This window comes from Salinicola salarius, from assembly GCF_002179555.1.
Taxonomy (GTDB): domain Bacteria; phylum Pseudomonadota; class Gammaproteobacteria; order Pseudomonadales; family Halomonadaceae; genus Salinicola; species Salinicola salarius_A.
This window is the reverse complement of the sequence record NZ_NHOU01000001.1, coordinates 95433-116448: the sequence shown is the minus strand read 5'-3', so window position 1 is coordinate 116448 and position 21016 is coordinate 95433. Positions and strand designations below refer to the sequence as shown.

Annotated in this window: 25 protein-coding genes; 9 read left to right on the top strand and 16 right to left on the bottom strand. The window is 63.9% G+C overall.

The window, feature by feature from the left end; all coding sequences use genetic code 11:
* Window positions 1–75: 75 nt before the first annotated feature.
* The 9 genes from CCD76_RS00540 to radC form a co-directional block, all read right to left on the bottom strand.
* The gene (locus tag CCD76_RS00540; RefSeq protein WP_087717619.1) at window positions 76–1089 is read right to left on the bottom strand and encodes a tryptophan--tRNA ligase; all 1014 of its coding nucleotides are present in this window, start codon (window positions 1087–1089) and stop codon (window positions 76–78) included.
* A gap of 96 nt (window positions 1090–1185) precedes the next feature.
* Entirely contained in the window at window positions 1186–2304 is a 1119-nt protein-coding gene (gene ald / locus CCD76_RS00535; protein WP_087717824.1) for an alanine dehydrogenase, read from the bottom strand.
* Window positions 2305–2465: 161 nt separating this feature from the next.
* Window positions 2466–2900: an acyl-CoA thioesterase gene (locus CCD76_RS00530; protein ID WP_087717618.1), complete on the bottom strand. Its 435-nt coding sequence runs from the start codon at window positions 2898–2900 to the stop codon at window positions 2466–2468.
* Between the two features lie 95 nt (window positions 2901–2995).
* The gene (locus tag CCD76_RS00525) at window positions 2996–3331 is read right to left on the bottom strand and encodes a putative signal transducing protein (protein WP_087717617.1); all 336 of its coding nucleotides are present in this window, start codon (window positions 3329–3331) and stop codon (window positions 2996–2998) included.
* Between the two features lie 27 nt (window positions 3332–3358).
* The gene (locus CCD76_RS00520) at window positions 3359–4549 is read right to left on the bottom strand and encodes a class I SAM-dependent rRNA methyltransferase (RefSeq protein ID WP_087717823.1); all 1191 of its coding nucleotides are present in this window, start codon (window positions 4547–4549) and stop codon (window positions 3359–3361) included.
* Window positions 4550–4740: 191 nt separating this feature from the next.
* Window positions 4741–5556, bottom strand: coding sequence for a bifunctional DNA-formamidopyrimidine glycosylase/DNA-(apurinic or apyrimidinic site) lyase (gene mutM, locus CCD76_RS00515; protein WP_087717616.1), 816 nt, complete (start codon window positions 5554–5556; stop codon window positions 4741–4743).
* 110 nt (window positions 5557–5666) lie between these two features.
* Complete coding sequence (gene rpmG, locus CCD76_RS00510) at window positions 5667–5822, bottom strand: 50S ribosomal protein L33 (RefSeq protein ID WP_031384643.1); 156 nt, start codon at window positions 5820–5822, stop codon at window positions 5667–5669.
* Between the two features lie 11 nt (window positions 5823–5833).
* Window positions 5834–6070, bottom strand: coding sequence for a 50S ribosomal protein L28 (gene rpmB / locus CCD76_RS00505; RefSeq protein ID WP_071231789.1), 237 nt, complete (start codon window positions 6068–6070; stop codon window positions 5834–5836).
* Window positions 6071–6485: 415 nt separating this feature from the next.
* The gene (gene radC / locus CCD76_RS00500) at window positions 6486–7160 is read right to left on the bottom strand and encodes a RadC family protein (protein WP_071231788.1); all 675 of its coding nucleotides are present in this window, start codon (window positions 7158–7160) and stop codon (window positions 6486–6488) included.
* Between the two features lie 157 nt (window positions 7161–7317).
* On the opposite strand from radC, the gene CCD76_RS20270 reads away from it, so the two are divergent.
* From CCD76_RS20270 to slmA, 7 genes are all read left to right on the top strand, one after another.
* The gene (locus tag CCD76_RS20270; RefSeq protein WP_256960991.1) at window positions 7318–7440 is read left to right on the top strand and encodes a hypothetical protein; all 123 of its coding nucleotides are present in this window, start codon (window positions 7318–7320) and stop codon (window positions 7438–7440) included.
* A gap of 59 nt (window positions 7441–7499) precedes the next feature.
* Window positions 7500–8759: a bifunctional phosphopantothenoylcysteine decarboxylase/phosphopantothenate--cysteine ligase CoaBC gene (gene coaBC / locus CCD76_RS00495; protein WP_087717615.1), complete on the top strand. Its 1260-nt coding sequence runs from the start codon at window positions 7500–7502 to the stop codon at window positions 8757–8759.
* A 90-nt stretch (window positions 8760–8849) separates the two neighbouring features.
* Window positions 8850–9350: a dUTP diphosphatase gene (gene dut, locus CCD76_RS00490; RefSeq protein WP_087717614.1), complete on the top strand. Its 501-nt coding sequence runs from the start codon at window positions 8850–8852 to the stop codon at window positions 9348–9350.
* A 109-nt stretch (window positions 9351–9459) separates the two neighbouring features.
* Window positions 9460–10011: a YaeQ family protein gene (locus tag CCD76_RS00485; protein WP_087717613.1), complete on the top strand. Its 552-nt coding sequence runs from the start codon at window positions 9460–9462 to the stop codon at window positions 10009–10011.
* 36 nt (window positions 10012–10047) lie between these two features.
* A complete protein-coding gene (locus CCD76_RS00480; protein ID WP_087717612.1) occupies window positions 10048–11460 on the top strand; it encodes a phosphomannomutase/phosphoglucomutase in 1413 nt (470 codons plus the stop codon).
* A gap of 139 nt (window positions 11461–11599) precedes the next feature.
* Window positions 11600–12502 carry an acetylglutamate kinase gene (argB, locus tag CCD76_RS00475; protein WP_087717611.1) on the top strand — a complete coding sequence of 301 codons (903 nt, stop codon included), beginning with the start codon at window positions 11600–11602 and terminating at the stop codon, window positions 12500–12502.
* A gap of 123 nt (window positions 12503–12625) precedes the next feature.
* Window positions 12626–13243, top strand: coding sequence for a nucleoid occlusion factor SlmA (slmA, locus tag CCD76_RS00470; RefSeq protein ID WP_071231782.1), 618 nt, complete (start codon window positions 12626–12628; stop codon window positions 13241–13243).
* Between the two features lie 139 nt (window positions 13244–13382).
* On the opposite strand, the gene rpoH is transcribed toward slmA, so the two are convergent.
* The 4 genes from rpoH to ftsY form a co-directional block, all read right to left on the bottom strand.
* Window positions 13383–14249: an RNA polymerase sigma factor RpoH gene (gene rpoH / locus CCD76_RS00465; protein ID WP_087717610.1), complete on the bottom strand. Its 867-nt coding sequence runs from the start codon at window positions 14247–14249 to the stop codon at window positions 13383–13385.
* Window positions 14250–14519: 270 nt separating this feature from the next.
* Window positions 14520–15512 carry a permease-like cell division protein FtsX gene (gene ftsX, locus CCD76_RS00460; RefSeq protein WP_071231780.1) on the bottom strand — a complete coding sequence of 331 codons (993 nt, stop codon included), beginning with the start codon at window positions 15510–15512 and terminating at the stop codon, window positions 14520–14522.
* Window positions 15509–16177 (bottom strand): cell division ATP-binding protein FtsE, encoded by a 669-nt coding sequence (ftsE, locus tag CCD76_RS00455; protein WP_071231779.1) that lies wholly within the window; start codon window positions 16175–16177, stop codon window positions 15509–15511. Before ftsE ends, ftsX begins: the two co-directional genes overlap by 4 nt.
* Window positions 16174–17682: a signal recognition particle-docking protein FtsY gene (ftsY, locus tag CCD76_RS00450; RefSeq protein ID WP_087717609.1), complete on the bottom strand. Its 1509-nt coding sequence runs from the start codon at window positions 17680–17682 to the stop codon at window positions 16174–16176. Before ftsY ends, ftsE begins: the two co-directional genes overlap by 4 nt.
* Before the next feature lie 396 nt (window positions 17683–18078).
* On the opposite strand from ftsY, the gene rsmD reads away from it, so the two are divergent.
* Window positions 18079–18753, top strand: a complete 675-nt coding sequence (gene rsmD / locus CCD76_RS00445; RefSeq protein ID WP_087717608.1) for a 16S rRNA (guanine(966)-N(2))-methyltransferase RsmD — start codon at window positions 18079–18081, stop codon at window positions 18751–18753.
* Window positions 18754–18897: 144 nt separating this feature from the next.
* Window positions 18898–19113 (top strand): cell division protein ZapB, encoded by a 216-nt coding sequence (locus tag CCD76_RS00440; protein ID WP_087717607.1) that lies wholly within the window; start codon window positions 18898–18900, stop codon window positions 19111–19113.
* Window positions 19114–19257: 144 nt separating this feature from the next.
* On the opposite strand, the gene CCD76_RS00435 is transcribed toward CCD76_RS00440, so the two are convergent.
* From CCD76_RS00435 to CCD76_RS00425, 3 genes are read right to left on the bottom strand one after another with little or no spacing between them, the layout of a single operon-like run.
* Window positions 19258–19752 (bottom strand): GNAT family N-acetyltransferase, encoded by a 495-nt coding sequence (locus CCD76_RS00435; protein ID WP_087717606.1) that lies wholly within the window; start codon window positions 19750–19752, stop codon window positions 19258–19260.
* Between the two features lie 60 nt (window positions 19753–19812).
* A complete protein-coding gene (locus CCD76_RS00430) occupies window positions 19813–20685 on the bottom strand; it encodes a hypothetical protein (RefSeq protein ID WP_087717605.1) in 873 nt (290 codons plus the stop codon).
* The gene (locus tag CCD76_RS00425; RefSeq protein ID WP_087717604.1) at window positions 20682–20993 is read right to left on the bottom strand and encodes a BolA family protein; all 312 of its coding nucleotides are present in this window, start codon (window positions 20991–20993) and stop codon (window positions 20682–20684) included. Before CCD76_RS00425 ends, CCD76_RS00430 begins: the two co-directional genes overlap by 4 nt.
* Window positions 20994–21016 lie beyond the last annotated feature (23 nt).

The following is a 21016-nucleotide window of genomic DNA, read 5'->3' as shown; positions in this document are numbered from 1 at the left end:
ATGAATGAAGGCAATCCATAGTCAAAAAAAGCCGGCCACTGAAGAATGGGCCGGCCTTGACCAATGGACGTCTGCTTACTGGAAACGTCCCAGTCCTACCGCGATCCGCAGCTTTTCCATTAACGCATTGGCTTCGGCTCTGGCACGCTCGGCGCCGTTCACCAGCACTTGCTCGATATAGCCTGGATCGTTCATCAAGGCCTCGTAGCGCTCCCGCGGTTCGCGCAGATGAGCATTCAAGTACTCGAAAACCTCGTTCTTGGCGTCGCCCCAACCGATGCCTTCCCCATAGCGCCGCCGCATGTCCAGGCTCTCTTCTTCCGTAGCGAAGGCAGAGTAGATCTGGAACAGCGTGCAGGTATCCGGATCCTTGGGTTCGCCCGGCTCCAGCGAGTTGGTCTTGATCTTGCGCACCAGCTTGAGCAGCTTCTTCTCGCTGGCGAACAGCGGGATGGTGTTGTCGTAACTCTTCGACATCTTGCGGCCGTCGAGACCACGCAGCACTTCGACCTTCTCGTCGACGATCGCCTCGGGCAGGGTGAAGTAATCGCCCTTGTAGATATGATTGAAGCGCCCCGCCATGTCGCGGGCCATCTCGATATGCTGGATCTGGTCGCGTCCCACCGGCACCTTGTGGGCGTTGAACATCAGGATATCGGCGGCCATCAGCACCGGATAGCCAAACAGTCCCATTGTGATACCGCGATCGGCATCGCTCTGGCCATCGGCCTCGTTGTCGGCCACCGCTGCCTTGTAGGCGTGTGCCCGGTTCATCAAGCCCTTGGCGCAGACGCAGGAGAGCAGCCAGGTCAGCTCGGGGATCTCGTGGATATCGGACTGGCGATAGAAGATCGCGTTGTCGGTATCCAGCCCCAGCGCGAGCCACGTGGCGGCGATCTCTAGACGCGACTGCTGCACCCGCTGCGGATCCTGCGCCTTGATCAGCGCATGCAGGTCGGCAAGAAAGTAGTAGGACTGGACGTCGGGATTCTGGCTCTCGGCGATGGCCGGCTTGATCGCGCCGACATAGTTGCCCAGATGCGGCGTACCCGTGGTGGTGATACCGGTAAGAACGCGTCGCTTGCTCATGAACTCTTCGAATCGCTAGGGGAAAGTGGCAGTGCGGGCAGTTTACCTTGCCACCCTCCCCATAGCGAACACCCCGATCCGACGGTGAGCCCGTTCTCAGCCTTTCAGGATCTGCTCCGGCGACACCACCTCGAGTCCGAAAGCCTCGCCCACGGCGGCGTAGGTCACCTGGCCGGCATGGACATTGAGTCCACCCCGGAAATGGGCGTCGTCGGCGAGCGCCTGCTTCCAGCCCTTGTCGGCCAGTGCGATCACGAACGGCAGCGTCGCATTGGTCAGCGCCTGGGTCGACGTTCGTGCGACCGCACCGGGCATGTTGGCGACACAGTAGTGGACGATACCATCGACCACGTAGCTGGGCTCGGCATGGGTGGTCGGCTTGCTGGTCTCGAAGCAGCCGCCCTGGTCGATCGCCACGTCCACCAGTACGCTTCCCGGCTTCATGTCGGCGAGCATCGCGCGGGTGATCAGCTTGGGCGCGGCGGCACCGGGCACCAGCACTGCGCCGATGATCATGTCCGACTCGCGCACGGCCGTTTCCAGCGTCTCGGTGGTCGAATAGACCGTGCGGATCTGTCCCTGATAGCGATGATCGAGCACTTCCAGCCGCGGCAGGGACTTGTCGAGAATCGTCACCTCGGCACCCAGCCCCAGCGCCATCCGTGCAGCGTTTTCGCCGACCACGCCGCCGCCGATCACGGTCACCTTGGCCGGCGCCACGCCCGGTACGCCCGGCAGCAGAATACCGGCACCGCCCTGCGCTTTCTCCAGGCTGTGCGCACCCGCCTGTACGGCCATACGGCCGGCCACGCGACTCATCGGGGCCAGCAACGGCAAGCCACCCAGGCCGTCGGTGATGGTCTCGTAGGCAATGCAGGTCGCACCGCTGTCGATCAGACCGCGAGTCAGCCGCTCCTCGGCAGCCAGATGAAGATAGGTGAACAGCGTCTGCTCCGGGCGCAGCCGAGCGACCTCTTCCGCCTGGGGCTCCTTGACCTTGAGGATCAGATCGGTGGAAGCCCACAGCGCCTCGACGTCACCCAACATTTCGGCGCCCGCTTCCTGATAGGCCGAGTCCGGATAACCGGCCCCGATGCCCGCCTCCTTCTGAACCGAGACACGGTGCCCTCGTGCCACCAGTTCGCGTACGCCGCCCGGAGTCAGGGCGACGCGATATTCATGGTTCTTGATTTCCTTGGGAACGCCGATGTGCATGGTCATCTCCTCGATCGCTGGTTGTCATTGAAGGGATCGAGCGAATTACAGCACAACAGCAATAAAGGCGGGATAGGGGCAGAAAAAAGACGAACAAGACCTGAATGACGAACTCGTTTTGAAAGAAAATCTGGATTCACACCGATAGGCAGGAATATTTTCTACTCCGGCGCCACAGCCCCGCCATAGACCTCGACGAATCGCGGCGGCATCCGCTTGGGCCGCCCGCTGGAGAGTTGAATGCAGGCGAAACGCGTCTGTGCGCGAAGCAGCGTCCGTGCGCTGGCGACATGACATAGCTGAAACCGTCGCGTCAGCGTCAAGCGGCCGTCGCAAGCGACGAGCCAGGTGGCGAGCTGGAGCGGGTCGCCTTCGAAGGCAGGCGCCAGATAATCCAGTTCGTGACGATGGACGACCATGCCGCGATCGAGCGCTCGATAGTCGTCGAGACTCAGCCCGAGCTGGCGGGAGTGGGTCCAGCTGGCGCGCTCGATCCAGCGCAGATATTCGGCGTTGTTGACGTGACCGTAATGATCGATGCTCGATGCCTCGACCTGGATGTCGATCACGAACGGGCCGGGCAGATCCCATGTCATATGGACCTCCGAATTGTCAGCGGTAATTTCGACAATGCCTGGCGAGACGGCCACGGCCGACCGGGAGTGACCCTGAACGTCTCATCCTCTGAACGTCATGCCTGGCCTTCGGCCGGGCGAGCCCGACCACACTGCCAGCAGCGATCGAAAACCCCTTCCAGCCGCTCACCGCAGCCAGGGCAATGCCACGGCGGCGCGACCACGGCCGGTCCGTCGAGTGCTTCCCTGACCAGTCGGCTCGCCTGCGCTTCGGCCTCGGCGGCCACCCAGACCTCCGCCTCGCACTGATCGGGCGGCAACTCTCCCGCCCCGCCAGCCAGGGTCATGTTGCGCAACGTGGCAGAGATACCGGCGCTCTCGATCACGTTACGAACATGACTGACCAACAAGACATTGGGATGACGGAATATACGGATCCAGTCGGCAGACATGTCAGCGGTATCGCTCCATTGCGATCCTCAATTGCGGAAGACCCGCACGCCTAGCGCTTTCAGGTAAGCCGTCTCGGGAATGGACGGGTGGATCGGGTGATCGCCCGCCTGACCGCCACGGTAGATGATCTGGCCGTGACGATCCTGATGACGCACCGCGCCACGCACGCACTCCACCAGGCGCTCCTCGTACAGATGCATGGAGCAGGACGCCGACATCAACAGTCCGTCACGCCCCAGCAGGCGCATAGCCTCGCGATTGAGGCGCGCGTAGGCGCGTTCGCCATTGGCCAGATCCTTGCGCTTCTTGATGAATGCCGGCGGATCGAGCACCACGACATCGAACTTCTCGCCCTCGGCACGCAGCGCGGTCATGGCTTCGAACACATCGCCGTGGCCGACCGCCACCTGTTCGTGCAGTCCGTTGAGCGCGGCGTTCTCGGCAACCCGGTCCAGCGCGACCTCGGAAGCGTCCACGCACAGTACCTCGCTGGCGCCATGCGCCGCGGCCTGCACGCCCCAACCGCCGATATAGCTGAACAGATCCAGCACTCGCTTGCCGGCGACCAGGCCGTTGAGCCAGGCGCGATTGGCGCGGTGATCGTAGAACCAGCCGGTCTTCTGGCCATCCAGCACCGGGGCGACGAAGCGCACGCCGTTCTCTTCCAGCAGCACCTCGTCGGGCAGTTCGCCGTGGACCACCGCGACTTCGGATTCGAGCTGCTCCAGACGCCGCCCGCTGGAATCGTTCTTGAACACGATGGCGCGGGGCGACAGCACCTTGTCCAGCGCCGCGATCACCTCGTCGCGTACCGTTTCCATGCCGAGCGTATTGAGCTGAACCACGAGCACGTCATCGAACCGATCGACGATCAGCCCCGGCAGCAGATCGCCCTCGCCATGGATCAGCCGGTAGAACGGCTTGGCGAACAGGCGATCGCGCAGCGCCAGCGCCTGATTGAAGCGGTGCACCAGCAGCGAACGGTCCAGCCGGACATCGGCATCGCGGGAGACGACGCGGGCACAGATCAGCGAATGCGGATTGACGTAGGCGACACCCAGCGCCTTGCCATTGGCGGCCTCGATGGTCACCTGCGCGCCTGGCTCGAGCCCCTTGAGCGGCGTCGCCTGGATATCGATCTCGTTGGAGTAGAGCCACAGATGGCCCGCCTTCAGACGTCGATCAGCGTTCTTCTTGAGGCGCAGGGTCTGGGTCACGGTTGACTCCATGTGCAAGGCTCCATCGGCAAGGGAAATCAGGAAAAGCGTATTGAAGAAACGTTTCGAACGAGCGTCGCCGAACAGCAATCTCGGCGCATTCTAACCCGCATGCAGCCATCCATTGACCCGTCGGGACAAAATCGTGCCTCGCCCCGGCCGGATCTCGCGTCCGATCGGGCAACGACCGTTCAGGTCTGGCAAAAGGTGCAGTAAACCGTGGCGCGCTGGCCGAGCACGATATGGCGCAACGCTATGCCGCAGTGACGACAGGGCTCGCCGGCTCGACCATAGACGTTGAGCCGCTGGGCAAAGTACCCCGGCTCGCCAGTGCCGCTGACGAAGTCCCGCAGTGTGGTGCCGCCCTGGGTAATCGCCGCCGCCAGCACCGTCTTGATCGCTTCGGCGAGACGCTCGAAACGCTCGAGCGAGACACGACCCGCCGCGCGACGCGGATCGATGCCGGCCATGAACAGCGCCTCCGTGGCGTAGATATTGCCCACCCCCACGACCACGGCATTGTCCATGATGAAGGTCTTCATCGCCGCACGGCGGCCGCGAGACAGCCGGTAGAGTCGCTGACCATCGAAATCCGGCGACAGCGGCTCCGGGCCCAGGCGGGAAAGCCGGGTGTCCGTCGCGGCATCCCCTTTCAGCCAATCGACGAACCCGAAGCGGCGCGGATCGTGATAGCGCAGGATCTGGCCGCTCTCGAAGACGAGATCGACATGATCGTGCTTCTTGGGCGGATCGCCGATACGCGCGATGCGCAGACTGCCGGACATCCCCAGATGCCACAGCAAGGTACGCTCGCCCAATGGCAGCAGCAGATACTTGGCGCGACGGGAGAGCTCACCGAACCTTGCACCGATCAACGTGGACTCCAGGTCGTCGGGCACCGGCACGCGCATGCGGCGCTGACGCACGATGACCTCGACGATCTCTCGGCCTTCGACGTGAGGCGCGATACCGCGGCGGGTCGTTTCGACTTCGGGAAGCTCGGGCATGCGTCGGACTCTCGCGATTCTTCCATCACAAACGAGAAAACCCGGTCGAGGACCGGGTTTTCCGTACTGTCATTCCAGCGCTGGCATTTCAGCACTATCAGAAAGCTAGATCACTTGATCTTGGCTTCTTTGTACATGACGTGCTTGCGAACGACCGGATCGTACTTCTTGAATTCGAGCTTGTCCGGAGTGTTACGCTTGTTCTTTGCCGTGGTGTAGAAGTGGCCGGTACCGGCGCTGGACACCAACTTGATCTTGTCACGCATCTCTCGACTCCTTAAAGGCTAACGCCGCGCTTGCGAATGTCGCTGAGCACCGCTTCGATGCCCTTCTTGTCAATGATGCGCATACCCTTGGAGGACAGGCGCAGCTTGACGAAACGCTTCTCGGACTCGACCCAGAAACGATGCGTATGCAGGTTCGGGACGAAACGACGACGTGTCTTGCGCTGTGAGTGCGAGACGTTATTACCAGTCACCGGACGCTTACCGGTAACCTGACAAACTTGGGACATGGAAGCCTCCGACCACTGGCGGGTTGGGTTGTTCGGTTTATCTCGGACACGCAGTTAGGGAAGAGCCCGTCCATTTCGATCCCATCATGGAAATGGCGGGTATTCATTCGCTCGACTGCCATGGTCCAACGCTTTGATTCACTGGATCAATGCGCCGACTCAAAGGTGCCCCGATTCAAAGGGCGTACTTTATACCAGACACCTCCGTTCTTCGCAACAATCGACGACAACTGCCGCCGTGCCAGCGAAGCGTTGGCCAATCGTTTCCGACAGGCCATCGAAGGGCGTCACCCCAGAACATGGCGCGGTATGTTACCCGAATCCGACACGCATTCCCATCCGAATCTCGAAACACTGTCCATTTACTACTGCCCATTCACTGCCCATTCCGCCAATCTGGCGCCGCGTCGCCTGCTCATAACCAGCCGCGCTCGGCGAACGAGATTACCTCCCCGTCGCCGATCACGAAATGATCCAGCACCCGAATATCGAACAGCCCCAGCGCCTCGCGCAGGCGTTCGGTGATCCGACGATCGGCATCGCTCGGCTCGGCCACGCCGGAAGGGTGATTGTGCGCAAAGATGACGGCACCGGCATTGTGCGCCAGCGCGCGCCGCGCGACTTCACGCGGGTAGACGGAGGCGCTATCCAGCGTGCCTTCGGACAGAATCTCGAAGCGGATCACGCGATGCTGCGTGTCCAGAAACAGGGCCGCGAACGCTTCATGATCGAGATGGCGCAGCTGTGCGCTCAGGAATCGACGCACCAGTGTCGGGGAAGTCAACGCCGCATCGCGCTCGAGCAGGCTGCCGAGATGACGACGCGACAGCTCCAGCGTCGCCTGAAGCTGCACGAACGTAGCCTCGCCCAGGCCATGCTCGGCACAGAATCGCTGGCGATCCGCTTCCAGCAGCTGACGCAGCCCGCCGAAGCTGCTCAACAGGTCACGCGCCAGATCCACCGCCGAGCGCCCCTTGACCCCGACCCGCAGGAAGATTGCCAGCAGCTCGGCATCGGAAAGTGCTGCGGACCCTAGCGTTAGAAGTTTCTCCCGTGGCCGCTCCCCTTCCGGCCAGTCGCGTATTGCCATGCCCCTTCCCGTCCATTCGCCGTGAATTATCAGAACCTCTGAATCAGGACATCGGCCAGCTCCGCCAAAACCTGACCGATTTTAACCAGCGATGAAACTCTACTCCCAAAGTCGAATCGTCAATTTCGGCAACTTGCTGCCCACATGAGTAGAACGTTTGACGCAGAACCCGGGCTATCCGCTGATCGGTCGGCTCAAGGGGCTGGCCGAGCTGCGCGGCGTGGAGCTCGCCGTCCAGCGTCTGTTGCCGCTGGATCCCGCCCACACCGGCAAGTCGTAAGCTACGCAATCTCTGGCGCCGGTGGTAAGGTGAGTACCTGCTTTTTCAGGACGTCGACCATGGCTTTACCACTCGGGCCGGGACTGGCCGGAACCCGCATTCTGCTCGGCATCAGCGCCGGTATCGCCGCCTACAAGAGCGCGCATCTCGCCCGTCTGTTGAAGAAAACGGGAGCCGAGGTGCGCGTGGTGATGACCGAAGGCGCCCAGGCCTTCATCACGCCGTTGACCCTGCAGGCGCTCACTGGTGAGCCGGTGCGGACCTCGCTGCTGGATCCGGAAGCGGAGGCCGGCATGGGCCACATCGAGCTGGCGAAATGGGCGGACATCATCCTGATCGCGCCGGCCACCGCCGACCTGATGGCGCGCCTGGCCCACGGTCACGCCGACGACCTGCTGACGACGCTGTGCCTCGCCACCGAAGCCCGCTGCCTGATGGCGCCCGCCATGAACCAGGCGATGTGGCGCCACCCGGCGACGCTGGCCAATGCCGATCGACTTGGCGAGCTGGGCTGGACGCTGCTGGGTCCGGATGCCGGCGATCAGGCCTGCGGCGATGTCGGCCTGGGTCGCATGCTGGAGCCGGAAGCCATTCTCGCCCAGTTGCTGAGCGAGTTCGAACCCACCCGCGACGAGTCGCCCGAGGCGATGCCCCTGCATCGGGATCTGGCCGGCAAGCGCGTTGTGATCACCGCCGGCCCCACTCGCGAGGCGCTGGACCCGGTGCGTTATCTCTCCAACCACAGCTCCGGCAAGATGGGCTATGCGCTGGCCGCGGCCTGCGCCGAGCGCGGCGCCAGCGTCAGCCTGGTCAGCGGCCCGGTGACGCTCACGACGCCTCCCGGCGTCGAGCGGATCGATGTGACCTCGGCCACGGAGATGCTCGCCGCCGTCGAGTCCCGGCTGCCTTGCGACCTGTTCATCGGCTGTGCTGCCGTGGCGGACTATCGCGCTGCGTCCATCAGCGAACACAAGTTGAAGAAAGCGAACGACGACAGTGGCCTGACCCTCGAACTGGTGCGCAACCCGGACATCGTCGCCACGGTCGCCGGCCGTGACGACCGCCCGTTCACGGTCGGTTTCGCCGCCGAGACGCAGACGCTGGAGACCCACGCCGGCAGCAAGCTCGAGCGCAAGCGGCTGGATCTGATCGTCGCTAACGATGTCTCCCAAGAGGGCATCGGCTTCGGCAGCGACGACAACGCCGTCACACTGCTCTGGAAGGCGCAGGACCAGACGCAGCGTCATTCGCTGCCGGTTCAGCCCAAGGCCGCGCTGGCAGGCGCGATCATCGACCATATCGTCTCCCGACTGCCCTGACGGGCGTCGGCATCCGGTTCGCGCTCGAGCAATGGTAAGCTAGGCCGCTCTCTGGCCTTTCATTTCATGCTCTTTCAGGAAGTCACTTTCATGTCATCCAGCACTCCGTCCGCGGCGCCCTCATCGACAACGACAATCAGGCCGAAGCTTTCGGTCAAGGTTCTCGATGAACGCGTGCACGACTATCCGCTGCCGCACTACGCCACCACCGGCAGTGCCGGCATGGATCTGCGCGCGCTGCTCGACGAAGCGCTGACCCTCGCGCCCGGCGACAGCGCGCTGGTACGCACCGGCCTGGCCATCCACATCGGCGATCCGGGGCTGGCCGGCGTAGTGCTGCCTCGCTCCGGGCTCGGTCACAAGCACGGCATCGTGCTGGGTAACCTGGTCGGACTGATCGATTCCGACTATCAGGGCGAACTGATGATCTCGGTGTGGAATCGTGGCCAGGATACCTTCGTGCTCGAGCCGGGCGAACGACTGGCGCAGTACGTGCTGGTGCCGGTGGTCCAGGCCGAGCTCGAGATCGTCGAAGATTTCGTCGCTACCGAACGGGCGGGCGGCGGATTCGGCCACTCTGGTCGAAAATGAAGGGCCGAAATGCAGGATCGAGAATAAAGAGTCGACAACAACGCGCCGGCAATGATCGCCGAACGCCCACTGGTCTCGGTCAATCGAGCTCTCTTCAAGGAAATGTCGCGTGGCGCTAAGCGCAACCATCTATAAAGCGAAACTCAACGTCAGCGATCTGGATCGCCATTACTATGGCGATCACGCGTTGACCGTGGCCTGCCACCCTTCCGAGACGGCGACGCGACTGATGGTGCGGCTGCTGGCGTTCATCGCCAATGCACATGCCACCAGCGCCGACAACGATCTCGCCATGACTCGCGGACTGAGTACCGACGACGAGCCGGATCTGTGGCTCAAGGCGCCGGACGGCCGCATCCTTTCGTGGATAGAATTGGGTGAACCGTCGCTGAAGCGCATCAAGCAGGGGCTCTCCCGAGCCGAACGCGTGCTGGTCTATCCCTACGCCCCACGCAGCGCGACACAGTGGTGGAAAAAGCTGGAGAGCGATATCCGGGCACAGCCGCGGGTCGAGGTCTGGAATCTGCCGGCAGAGCCGCTGGCGGCGCTGACCGCCCTCGTCGACCGCAACCTGAGCCTGGGCGCCACGCTGATGGAAGGCCAGTGGCTGATCACCGACGGACAGGCGTCGGTGGAACTCGAATTCGAACGGTGGGCGTGACGCCGACCGGATGTGAGCAATGACAAGGACATGCCGATGAACGACCAATCCGGTGCCAACGTACCCGCCTCGATCTTTCGGGCCTACGATATTCGCGGCGTCGTCGACGACACGCTGACCGAGGAAACGGTCGAGTGGATCGGCCGTGCGGTAGGCAGCGAAGCCGCTGCCCGCGGCCAGCAGTGCGTGATCGTTGCCCGTGACGGCCGCCATTCCGGCCCCCGCCTGCAAGCGGCGCTGATCCGCGGCCTGCGCGCGTCCGGTCGCGACGTGATCGATATCGGCCGCGTACCGACGCCGGTGCTCTACTTCGCCACCGCCACGCTCGATGAAAGCCGCAGCGGCGTGATGGTGACCGGCAGTCACAATCCGCCGGACTACAACGGTTTCAAGATCGTGCTGGACGGCGTCGCGATCTCCGGAGACGCGATTACCGGGCTGCTCGAGCGCATCCGCAGCGGCGACCTCAGCGAAGGCGAAGGTACGCTGACTCAGATCGATGTCGGCGAAGCCTATCTTCAGCGCATTCTGGGTGACGTGACCCTCGACCAGAGCCAGCGCGGGCGCCCGCTCAAGGTAGTGGTGGATTGCGGCAACGGCGTCGCCGGCGAACTGGGACCCAAGCTGATCGAAGCGCTGGGAGCGGAAACCATTCCTCTGTTTGCCGAGATCGACGGAGACTTCCCCAACCATCATCCCGATCCCGGCAAGCCGGAGAACCTGGTCGACCTGATCGCCAAGGTCAAGGAGACCGGCGCCGATATCGGGCTGGCCTTCGACGGCGACGGCGATCGCCTGGGCGTGGTCACGCCCTCGGGGGAGATGATCTACCCGGACCGGTTGCTGATGGCGTTCGCCACCGACCTGCTCGAGCGCGATCCTGGCGCCCGTGTCATCTTCGACATCAAGTGCACCGGCAATCTGGCCCAGATCATCGAACGGGCCGGCGGCGAGCCCGAGATGTGGCGCACCGGTCACTCGCTGATCAAGGCGCGGATGAAGGAAACCGGCGCACAGCTGGGCGGCGAGATGAGTGGCCATATCTTCTTCGCCGAGCGCTGGTACGGCTTCGACGACGGGCTCTACTCGGCCGCCCGGCTGCTGGAGATCCTGTCGCGCCAGTCGGTCGACGCCGATCGCTATTTCAGCACGTTCCCGCAGGATGTCAGCACGCCGGAACTGAACGCGGCAGTCACCGACGAGGAGAAGTTCGCGATCGTCGAGCGGCTGGCCGAGAGCGGCGACTTCGGTCAGGATGGCATCAAGACGATGCTGGACGGCATCCGGGTCGATTATCCCGATGGCTGGGGCCTGTGCCGCGCCTCCAACACCACGCCGATGCTGGTGCTGCGCTTCGAGGGCAAGAACCAGGCGGCGTTGACACGCATCCAGCAACGGTTCGGTGCCGCGCTGCACGCGGTGGCGCCGGAAGTGGAACTGCCGTTTTAACCCTGCGTCACGACGTCTTCGTGTCGCTGGCGGCACGTGTCATCGATAACGCAGCAGACAAGACCGTCCCGTGTACGGGCCATCGCCTCGGCGGGAAAGCGCCATCAGCGGCGCGCAGATAGTGGAGACATGACGCCTCATGAATGAAAGCCCACGCGACCCACGCCAGGTGGTCGAGATCCTGTCCGAGGCGCTGCCTTACATCCAGCGCTATTCCGGCAAGACCGTCGTGGTCAAGTATGGCGGCAACGCCATGACCGAAGACAAGCTGATCGACTCCTTCGCTCGCGACATGGTGCTGATGAAGGAAGTCGGCATCAATCCGGTCGTGGTCCACGGCGGCGGCCCGCAAATCGGTCAGCTACTGGCGCGGCTAAACATCGAGTCTCGCTTCGTCAACGGCATGCGCGTCACCGATGCGGAAACCATGGACGTGGTGGAAATGGTGCTGGGCGGGCTGGTCAACAAGAACATCGTGACCCAGATCAACCAGTGCGGCGGCAAGGCGATCGGCCTGACCGGCAAGGACAACGCGCAGATTCTGGCTCGTCAGCTCAAGGTGGAGCATCGCACGCCGGAGATGACGGCGTCCGAGATCATCGATATCGGTCACGTCGGCGAAGTGGAGCACATCTCCACCGACCTGATCGAGATGCTGGCCGAACGCGACTTCATCCCCGTCATCGCGCCGATCGGCGTCGATCGTGAAGGAAACAGCTACAACATCAATGCCGACCTGGTGGCAGGCAAGGTCGCCGAAGCGCTGAAAGCCGAGAAGCTGATGCTGTTGACCAACGTCGCCGGCCTGCAGGACGCCGAAGGCAAGGTGATGACCGGACTCTCCACCGAGCAGGTCGATGCGCTGATCGCCGACGGCACGATCTACGGCGGCATGTTGCCAAAGATTCGTTGCGCGCTGGACGCCGTCAAGGGCGGTGTCGGCAGCGCCGTCATCGTCGATGGCCGCGTGGTGCACTCCACGCTGCTGGAGATCTTTACCGATGCCGGGGTCGGCACCCAGATCACCGACCATCGTGACTGATTCGCGCTACTCTGATTTCAATCACTGCGGGCCTGGAAGGCCCGCCCCGACCGCCGAACGGAAGACAGGCCGTCCGGGCCGCTCCAGGAGGGAGCTTCGACAACACGACCGATAAGAACCGTCATGACGCAGGCAACCCCACAGCTTTCCCGCCGTGAACAGATCCTTCAGGCACTCGCGTTGATGCTCGAGGAGGACAGCGGCAAACGCATCACCACCGCCGCGCTGGCCCGCCAGGTCGGCGTCAGCGAAGCGGCGCTCTATCGCCATTTTCCCAGCAAGGCGCGCATGTTCGAAGGGCTGATCGAATTCATCGAAGCCAGCCTGTTCGAACGCATCCGGCGCATCCTGGACGACGAGCCCTCGGCGCTCGCTCGCTGCGAGACGATCGTCCAGCTCGTGCTGGCCTTCGCCGAGAAGAACCCCGGCCTCAGCCGGCTGATGGACGGCGATGTGCTCACGGGCGAGACAGCGCGTCTGCGCACTCGCATGTCCCAGCTGTTCGAGCGTCTGGAGACCCAGTTCAAGCAGGTTCTGCGCGAGGCGGAGCTGCGCGAGGGCTTGCGTCCCCAGTTGCCGGTGCCGGCGGCGGCCAACCTGTTGTCGGCCTTCGTGGAGGGCCGGATCAGTCAGTACGTGCGCAGCGACTTCCGCCACCGCCCCACGTCACACTGGAACGATCAGTGGCGACTGCTGGGCGACGGATTGCTGACCGTATCGCCACAGGCCGCCTCGATCTAACCCCTGCGGCAAGCCATTTCGCCCCAACGCAAAAAGCCCGGCTGATGCCGGGCTTTTCGTATCGTCCTTTCGTATCGTTCATCGGTCATCGGTCATCGCCGACCGCCTCGCGCCATGAGCGAGTATCTTCAGCCAGCCATCACGCGGCGATCGCGTCACCCAGCTGCTGCTTGATCTTCTTCATCGCGTTCTTCTCGAGCTGGCGAATGCGCTCGGCCGACACGCCGTAGACATCGGCCAGCTCATGGAGCGTGGACTTGTGCTCGGAAAGCCAGCGACGCTGCAGAATGTCGCGAGAACGCTCGTCCAGCTCGCCAAGCGCCTCTCGCAGACGTCGCGTGTAGTCGGCTTCCCAGTCATCCGCTTCGAGCTGCGCGGCAGGATCGAAGCTGTGATCCTCCAGGTACTGCGCCGGCGCCTGATAGCCCTGCTCTTCCTCTTCACCGGGGCTGGCATCGTAGCCCGCGTCGTAGGAAGACAGACGACCTTCCATCTCGCGCACGACCTTCGGCTTGACGTCGAGATCCTTGGCGATCGCATCGACCTCGTCGTTGCTCAACCACGCCAGCCGCTTCTTGGCACTGCGCAGGTTGAAGAACAGCTTACGCTGCGCCTTGGTCGTGGCGATCTTGACGATGCGCCAGTTGCGCAGCACATATTCGTGGATCTCGGCCTTGATCCAGTGAACTGCGAAAGAGACCAGACGAACGCCCTGGTACGGGTCGAAACGCTTGACCGCCTTCATCAGCCCGACGTTGCCTTCCTGGATCAGGTCGGCCTGGGGCAATCCATAACCGGAGTAGCTTCGCGCGATATGCACGACGAAACGCAGGTGCGACATGATCAGCCGGCGGGCCGATTCGAGGTCGTCCTCTTCGTAAAGACGCACGCCCAGGTCATGCTCTTCTTCCGCCGTCAGAACGGGGATGCCGTTGACGGCCTGAATGTAACCGTTGAGATCGTGACCCGGGGAAAGGTTCCCAATGGATTGAAGACTGGTGCTCATGTGCGTTGTCTCCATGCTAGGCGGCGTGTCGGAGCGAAGAGCCGGTATTGGCTCGATCCGCCTGGAACACGTCGCGACAGGTTGTTCTGCCTGTCTACGAGAGTGCCTGATGAGACTCTCAGTGTAGACAAAAGTTCAATAACCACGCCAACTTCAACGGGCCTGAAATCGGCCATTCGCTGGGCTGACCGATAATACGATGAATGGCGGCGAATGGCATCATGGCCGCATCTCGACACCGTTGACGACTTTTCGAAACCGCTGGTTAGCCTAGCGTGGCTTGATGTCCGATAGATGACGCCCCACGGCAAGCCATGCTCCCAACCAGCCCAACAGTGTACTAAAAAGCAGCAGAAAAACCGAATTCCTGCCACCCAGCGACGGCAGCGCGAAGTGGGCGCCGTAGCTTTCCGCCAGCGCCGCGACCGGCGACGCCAGCCAGTTCCCGCCAAGCATGAGAATCACCAGCGCCAGAACACCTCCGCCCAGCCCATACCAGGCGCCACTGTAGAGAAACGGGCGCCTCACGAAAGCATGCGTCGCACCGATCAGCGTCACGACCTCGATTTCCTGACGCCGACTCTCCACGGCCAGCCGTATCGTGTTGCCGACCACCAGCAGCACGCCCAGGCCAAACAGCAGCGCCAGCGCCAGCGCGACGCGCTGCCCCAAGTCCGCCAGCTGTTGCAGCCGGTCCAGCCAGGCCAGATCCAGCCGGACTTCATCGACTCCCTCGATCGTCTGCAGACGCTGGCTCAGCGACTGTACGGCAGCGGGCGCGGTATCGTCCGGTGTGACCACGACGCTGGCCGGCAGCGGGTTGGCGTCGAGCTGGGAGAGCGCATCGTCGACGCCCAGTGTCTGCTGGAACGCCGCCAGCCCCTCGGCCGCCGTCACCAAGCGCGCGCCGGCCACGCCGGGCTGCCCGCCGACCTCGGCGGCCAGATCCATCGCCTCGGACTCATCGATATCCGCCTGGAAGTAGACCGTCAGCGTGGCGCTTTCGTCGAGCTCGGCATCGAGCAGCCGGGCGCTGTCCAGCACCAGCCACAGACCGGCCGGCAGAATCAGTGCAATGGCGATCGCCAGCATGGTCAACAGCGTCGAGATCGGGCGCCTGATCAACCGTAACGCGCTGTCGCCCATCATCGCGCGGTGATGGCGCATCCAGGCGCGACCGCCGCCCCCAGCTCGGCGTTGCGGCTTCTGCGCTCCGCGCCGCCCTTCGACACGACGCTCGGCGGAGGGTCGACGCTCGCTCATGCCGCCTCCTCGTCGCCGATGAGCCTGCCATCCCGCAGCTTCAGCACCCGATGGCGCAGGCGAGCGATCAAGGCCAGATCGTGGCTCGCCACCAGGACCGTGGTGCCGATACGGTTGAAGTCTTCGAACAGCCGCATGATGTCGGCGGAGAGCTGGGGGTCGAGATTACCGGTCGGCTCGTCGGCCAGCAGCAGCGCCGGCTTGTTGACCACGGCTCGTGCGATGCCCACGCGCTGCTGCTCGCCGGTGGAAAGCTCGATCGGCAGGGCCCGCTCACGATGCAGAAGCCCGACCTTGTCGAGCGCGGCGCGCACGCGTCGCGCGGCATCGCCTGGCTCGACGCCCTGTATCGTCAACGGTAATGCCACGTTGGCGAAGATGTCCCGATCGAACAGCAGCTGGTGATCCTGGAAGACCACGCCGATCTGGCGGCGATAGTAGGGAACCTGACTGATATGCAGTTGATCGAGGTCGTGACCGGCGACCAGCACCCGGCCACGTGAAGGGCGTTCGAGACGCATGATCAAGCGCAGCAGCGAGCTCTTGCCGGCACCGGAGTGGCCGGTCAGGAACAGCATCTCGCCCCGCTCGACGCGAAAGTTGATATCGGCGAGTGCCTCGAAGCGTCCGCCGTAGCGCTTACCAACGTGCTCGAAGGCAATCATGAATCGGCATCGCCGTCCCGACCGAACAGCGCCTTGACGAAGGTCTGCGCATCGAACGGGCGCAAGTCCTCAAGCGACTCCCCGACCCCGATAAAGCGGATCGGTGTCCCCATCTTCTTGGCCAGAGCAAAGATGATGCCCCCCTTGGCGGTGCCATCGAGCTTGGTCAAGGTGATCCCGGTGATCGGAATGGCTTCATCGAAGGTGGTCGCCTGGGAGATCGCGTTCTGCCCCGTCCCCGCATCGAGTACCAGCATCACCTCATGCGGCGCGCTGGCGTCGAGCTTGGCCATGACGCGCTGCACCTTCTTGAGCTCTTCCATCAGATGGCTCTTGTTGTGCAGCCGGCCAGCAGTGTCGGCGATCAGCACGTCGACCTTGCGCGCCCGGGCCGCGGCGACGGCATCGTAGATGACCGAGGCGCTGTCGGCACCGGTGTGCTGGGCGATCACCGGAACCCGGTTGCGATCACCCCAGACCTTGAGCTGCTCGACTGCGGCAGCACGGAAGGTGTCGCCGGCCGCCAGCATCACGCTACGGCCTTCGTTCTGGAAACGCTGGGTGAGCTTGCCGATGGTCGTGGTCTTGCCGACCCCGTTGACGCCCACCATCAGGATCACGAACGGGCCTTCCCCCTTCGGCGGCAACTGCAACGGCTGGGAGACCGGTTCGAGCAGCGCTGCCAGCTCTTCCTGAAGCGCACGATAGAGCGCATCGGCGTCGGCCAGTTCCTTGCGCGAGACTCGCCCGGTCAGTCGCTCGATGATCTCGGTGGTCGCCTCGATCCCCACGTCGGCCAGCAGCAGTTGGGTCTCGAGGTCCTCCATCAGCTCGTCGTCGATCTGCTTCTTGCCCAGCAACAGATCGGCGATGCCGTCGGTCAGGTTCGCGCGAGTGCGCCCCAGGCCGGCACGAACGCGCGCCAGCCAGCCGCCCTTGGGCTTCTCTTTGGGGGCCGGTGCGGATGCCGATGATACGGCTGCAGGCGGCTCGGGTTCGGGTTCGGGCTCGGGCTCGGGCTCGGGCTCGGGCTCGGGCATCGAAGCGGGCTCCGGCGCCGGCGTCACGTCCCTCGCCAGATCGGTCGCGCGCGTTCCCTCGGCCTGGTCTTCCTGCAAGGCCGACTGCGGCGACTCCTGCGACAGCGGCTCGCTGAGCGCTTCCCTGGCGGCCGTTTCCTCGAGCGAAGAGGGCTCGTAATCCACGGTGGCCGGACGCTCGGGATCCTCGGCCTGGACGGAAGGCTCATCGGGCGTGACGGTGCCCGACACCGAGGCACGCTCGCCATCCTCGTCGACAGCCGTTTCATCCCGGTCGGCACTTACCTCGCCAGAGGCCTCGTCACCCTGCGTGGTCGCCGGGTTCGGCTCCTCCCGAGGCGTGTCGTCGCCCGGCTCGTCCTCGCCGCGCTCCGCTGCCGCCCTGGCCTCGGCTTCCTCGGCCTCACGCCGGCGGGCTTCCTCTTCCTGCTGCTGCTTTTTACGACTCTTGAATAGTCCGAACATGGATGGCTTCACTGATGAAAAAGCCGTGCTTGCGTCGCTGAATCAGCGCCGATCATCACGGCTTCGGAGAATATCGATAACCAGGGTCTGTCGCCGCTTCAGCGCGAACCGCGTTGCTGCGCCAAATGGTGTCAGGCCAGGCGCGGGATGCAGAGAAGGATGGTTCCCTTGTCCAGTCCCGCAACGCCGCATGACGCCATTTGCCGCGCAACCCGAAGGGCCGGGCCAGTTTTGCACGGTGCTGCGTTATTCGTCATTCATTTGGAATGACCAAACTACGCTCCTCACGCCTTGCCCCGCACAAAAACTGGCTCCGGCGCGGCCGTGCATGAAACGGCGACAGACCCTGCGCCTCATCCTATCACCGCGAGGGTTGCGGGGGTACAATTGCCCGCCATGAATCGACGTCGTTCCCGTCGGGCCGCCAACGGCGCTCGCAATCACGCTCACAGCCCTCGAGGCCACGCCAATGACGCCCGCGCTCCCCAGGGCGCCCGGCAGTCCACGCATCGTGGCAGCGGCCAGTTGCGTCTGATCGGTGGCGATTTCCGCCGCCGCAAGTTGCCGATCCCCGAGAGTCCGGGCCTGCGCCCGACACCGGACCGGGTTCGCGAAACCCTGTTCAACTGGCTGGCCTTCGACATCGCCGGCCGGCGCGTGCTGGATCTCTATGCCGGCACCGGTGCGCTGGGGCTGGAAGCGCTGTCGCGCGGCGCGGCGCAGGCCATGTTCGTCGAGTCGACCGCTCACGTGGCCGCTGCGCTGGAGGCAAACATCGCCATGCTGGGAGCCGCGGGCCAGGTGCATCGAACTGATGTGGAACGGTTTCTGGCGGGCACGCCTGCCGCGTTCGATATCGTCTTTCTCGACCCGCCGTTTCGCCAAGGGCTCGCGCAGCCTACGTGCCAAGCGCTCGATTCGGGGGGCTGGCTCGCGCCCGGGGCCACAATCTACGTCGAGACGGAGCACGAGCTTGACTGGCAAGCACCGGGGCACTGGCAACTGCACCGCGACATCGTCGCCGGAGACAGCCATGGCCGGCTGTTCAGACGTCAGCCAACGGCCAAATAACGTCGCCGCTTCGAGACGCTTGTCGTCGGCCCTGACGCCACGTACGCTGGCGCCCATCAGGTCACCAGTGTTTTTACGGTCATCGACGTTCGAGACCACAGCCACGAACTTTCAAGGCCCAAAACTTTCAAGGAGAGAGTGCAGATGAACGGGGAAATCTTCGCCAAGCTGGAACAGAAGATCCAGGATGCCGTCGACAGCATCGAAATGCTGAAAATGGAGAACGAAGAGCTCAAGGCAGAGAATGCTCGCTTCCAGCAGGAGCGCGAAGAGTGGGAACAGCGTCTCGGCGGCCTGCTGGACAAGCTGCAGCCACTGGATAGCGCTGGCGCCAGCGACAGCGCCAACCAGAACGGCTGAAGCGAATCGATGGGGCGGGGCATCACCGCCTGCCCCGTCGAGCCACCTGCCCCGCCGCACAGCCTGAGTTTCCCGCCTATCCAGCCTCCGATCCTGCTCTCGCCTCTGAAGCTGCCACAACGGTAACGCGCTACCGGCGAGACTTCACACGAGCTCCCGTGACATCAGCACTGCATCCTCACTGCCGCCGTCATCGCGACGATAGTAGCCACGCCGCTGGCCGTCGACCGCGAATCCGGCACTCTCGTAGAGCCGCCGGGCCGCGACATTGGACGCGCGAAGCTCCAGCAGCAGGCGTTCGACTCCCCGTTCGATGGCACACTGCGTGATCCACCCCAGCAGTTCACGCGCCAGCCCGTGGCGTCTGTCACTCGGCCGAACACAGATCGACTGCAGCTCGGCATCGAAAGGCAGATAAGCCAGGACGGCAGCCGCTCGCAGTTCGACACCTTCCACTGCCCAGATTCCCCAGACGTCGAAGTCGTCGTCGACCAGCGCCGCGCTCAGCAGCGCTTCCGACCAGGCATCATCGTTGGCCTGACGCTCGAATGCCATCAATGCCGGCAGGTTCTCGATCCCGAGCCGAACCGGGGCCGTGCCGACCGGTGAACTCCTGGTTTTGCAAACGTTGATCGACATGGAAAGCGCTACTCGAGGAAAGCATTTGACGTCGACGCGTCGGCCATCGGTAGACGCCGATCACTTCGGCGCGGCAGGGCCTTGCCGCCAGGCTTGCCCCATCGACTGCAACAGCGGCCAGCATTCTCGCTTGGCCTTGGCGGAGGTCAGCAAATCGTCGGGGTGAGGCAGCGCGTGGCAGACCCAGCCGACCTCGTTCGCCGGATCGCTCAGCAGCGGCGACCAGACCTCGTCGCCGACGACGATGGCGCCATCGATGTGCATACCATGGCGCCGCGCCTGCCCGGCGCAGAATACCTGAATGCCCTCGCGGGCCTCGTCGACCGGGTCACTGGCCGGCGCATCCATCAGCGGCCAGGTCAGGTTCGATAATGGCGCGCCGTTGGCGGGAATGCCGACGCTTTTCAACATCTGCCCGAGCAGCGTCTGCCCGGCGGCAGAAAGTGGCCGTTCGCCGGGCAGCAACAGCCACCAGCGTTCGTCAATGACGGACAACGACAGCGTGAAACGCAGCGGTTCGGTCGGCACCTGATCGGCGGACTGGACAGCATCGTCCGTCCGGGCCTCTTCCGCCGGCCGGGAGGCAGGCGCCTGGCGAGATGTGGACTCGGAGTTCGACGCTGGCGAGCGGGACTCCTTGACGCCTTCGCCCGTGGCGCCGTCGAGCAGGGCTCGGGCTCGCGACAGCGGCGCGACGGTCGGCTGTGCAGGCGCCGATTCTGCCGCGGGGCGATCACGCTCGACCTCGACCGGCCGAGCCGGCGTTTCCAGCAGTGCCTGCAGCCGTTGCCCCGGCGCGGGCTTCTCCGGTGAGGGAGCAGTTTCCCACTCGACCTGCTCGGTCGGCCTGGCATTGACGAAGCGGTACCGCGAGGTCCAGGTGGTGATACCCATGGCTTCGAGGTACTGAAGGCGTTGAGGATCGCCGATCACCGCCCGCCACCACCACGACAGTTGGGCGAGTCAGGACTCGCTTCACCGCGCGCCGACCACTGCTGCGGCGTGTAGAGATGCAGCGCCAGCGCGTGCACGGGCCCCGCGAGCTCGTCCGCCAGCAAGCTGTAGATCAGCTGATGCCGCTTGACGGGCATCAGCCCCGCGAACCGATCGGAGACCAGCGTCACCTTGAAGTGAGTTTCCGAATCCGGTGGCACATGGTGCATGTGGCTCTCGTTCTCGACCGCCATCTGGACCGGCTCGAGCGTCGCGAGTTTCTCTTCGATACGTGCCTGAACACTCATGACAGTTCCTCCTGTGCCAACCG

Bases quoted from the DNA above. Each gene is read 5' to 3' on its own strand.
- ftsX (WP_071231780.1), bottom strand. From the start codon at position 15,512: ATGAGCGAGCGTCGACCCTCCGCCGAGCGTCGTGTCGAAGGGCGGCGC.
- rpoH (WP_087717610.1), bottom strand. From the start codon at position 14,249: ATGAGCACCAGTCTTCAATCCATTGGGAACCTTTCCCCGGGTCACGAT.
- coaBC (WP_087717615.1), top strand. From the start codon at position 7,500: ATGGCTTTACCACTCGGGCCGGGACTGGCCGGAACCCGCATTCTGCTC.
- CCD76_RS00425 (WP_087717604.1), bottom strand. From the start codon at position 20,993: ATGAGTGTTCAGGCACGTATCGAAGAGAAACTCGCGACGCTCGAGCCG.
- mutM (WP_087717616.1), bottom strand. From the start codon at position 5,556: ATGCCCGAGCTTCCCGAAGTCGAAACGACCCGCCGCGGTATCGCGCCT.
- radC (WP_071231788.1), bottom strand. From the start codon at position 7,160: ATGGCAATACGCGACTGGCCGGAAGGGGAGCGGCCACGGGAGAAACTT.
- CCD76_RS00525 (WP_087717617.1), bottom strand. From the start codon at position 3,331: ATGTCTGCCGACTGGATCCGTATATTCCGTCATCCCAATGTCTTGTTG.
- slmA (WP_071231782.1), top strand. From the start codon at position 12,626: ATGACGCAGGCAACCCCACAGCTTTCCCGCCGTGAACAGATCCTTCAG.
- ftsE (WP_071231779.1), bottom strand. From the start codon at position 16,177: ATGATTGCCTTCGAGCACGTTGGTAAGCGCTACGGCGGACGCTTCGAG.
- rsmD (WP_087717608.1), top strand. From the start codon at position 18,079: ATGAATCGACGTCGTTCCCGTCGGGCCGCCAACGGCGCTCGCAATCAC.
- CCD76_RS00540 (WP_087717619.1), bottom strand. From the start codon at position 1,089: ATGAGCAAGCGACGCGTTCTTACCGGTATCACCACCACGGGTACGCCG.
- rpmG (WP_031384643.1), bottom strand. From the start codon at position 5,822: ATGCGTGACAAGATCAAGTTGGTGTCCAGCGCCGGTACCGGCCACTTC.
- rpmB (WP_071231789.1), bottom strand. From the start codon at position 6,070: ATGTCCCAAGTTTGTCAGGTTACCGGTAAGCGTCCGGTGACTGGTAAT.
- CCD76_RS00530 (WP_087717618.1), bottom strand. From the start codon at position 2,900: ATGACATGGGATCTGCCCGGCCCGTTCGTGATCGACATCCAGGTCGAG.
- CCD76_RS00480 (WP_087717612.1), top strand. From the start codon at position 10,048: ATGAACGACCAATCCGGTGCCAACGTACCCGCCTCGATCTTTCGGGCC.
- dut (WP_087717614.1), top strand. From the start codon at position 8,850: ATGTCATCCAGCACTCCGTCCGCGGCGCCCTCATCGACAACGACAATC.
- argB (WP_087717611.1), top strand. From the start codon at position 11,600: ATGAATGAAAGCCCACGCGACCCACGCCAGGTGGTCGAGATCCTGTCC.
- ald (WP_087717824.1), bottom strand. From the start codon at position 2,304: ATGCACATCGGCGTTCCCAAGGAAATCAAGAACCATGAATATCGCGTC.
- CCD76_RS00435 (WP_087717606.1), bottom strand. From the start codon at position 19,752: ATGTCGATCAACGTTTGCAAAACCAGGAGTTCACCGGTCGGCACGGCC.
- ftsY (WP_087717609.1), bottom strand. From the start codon at position 17,682: ATGTTCGGACTATTCAAGAGTCGTAAAAAGCAGCAGCAGGAAGAGGAA.
- CCD76_RS00440 (WP_087717607.1), top strand. From the start codon at position 18,898: ATGAACGGGGAAATCTTCGCCAAGCTGGAACAGAAGATCCAGGATGCC.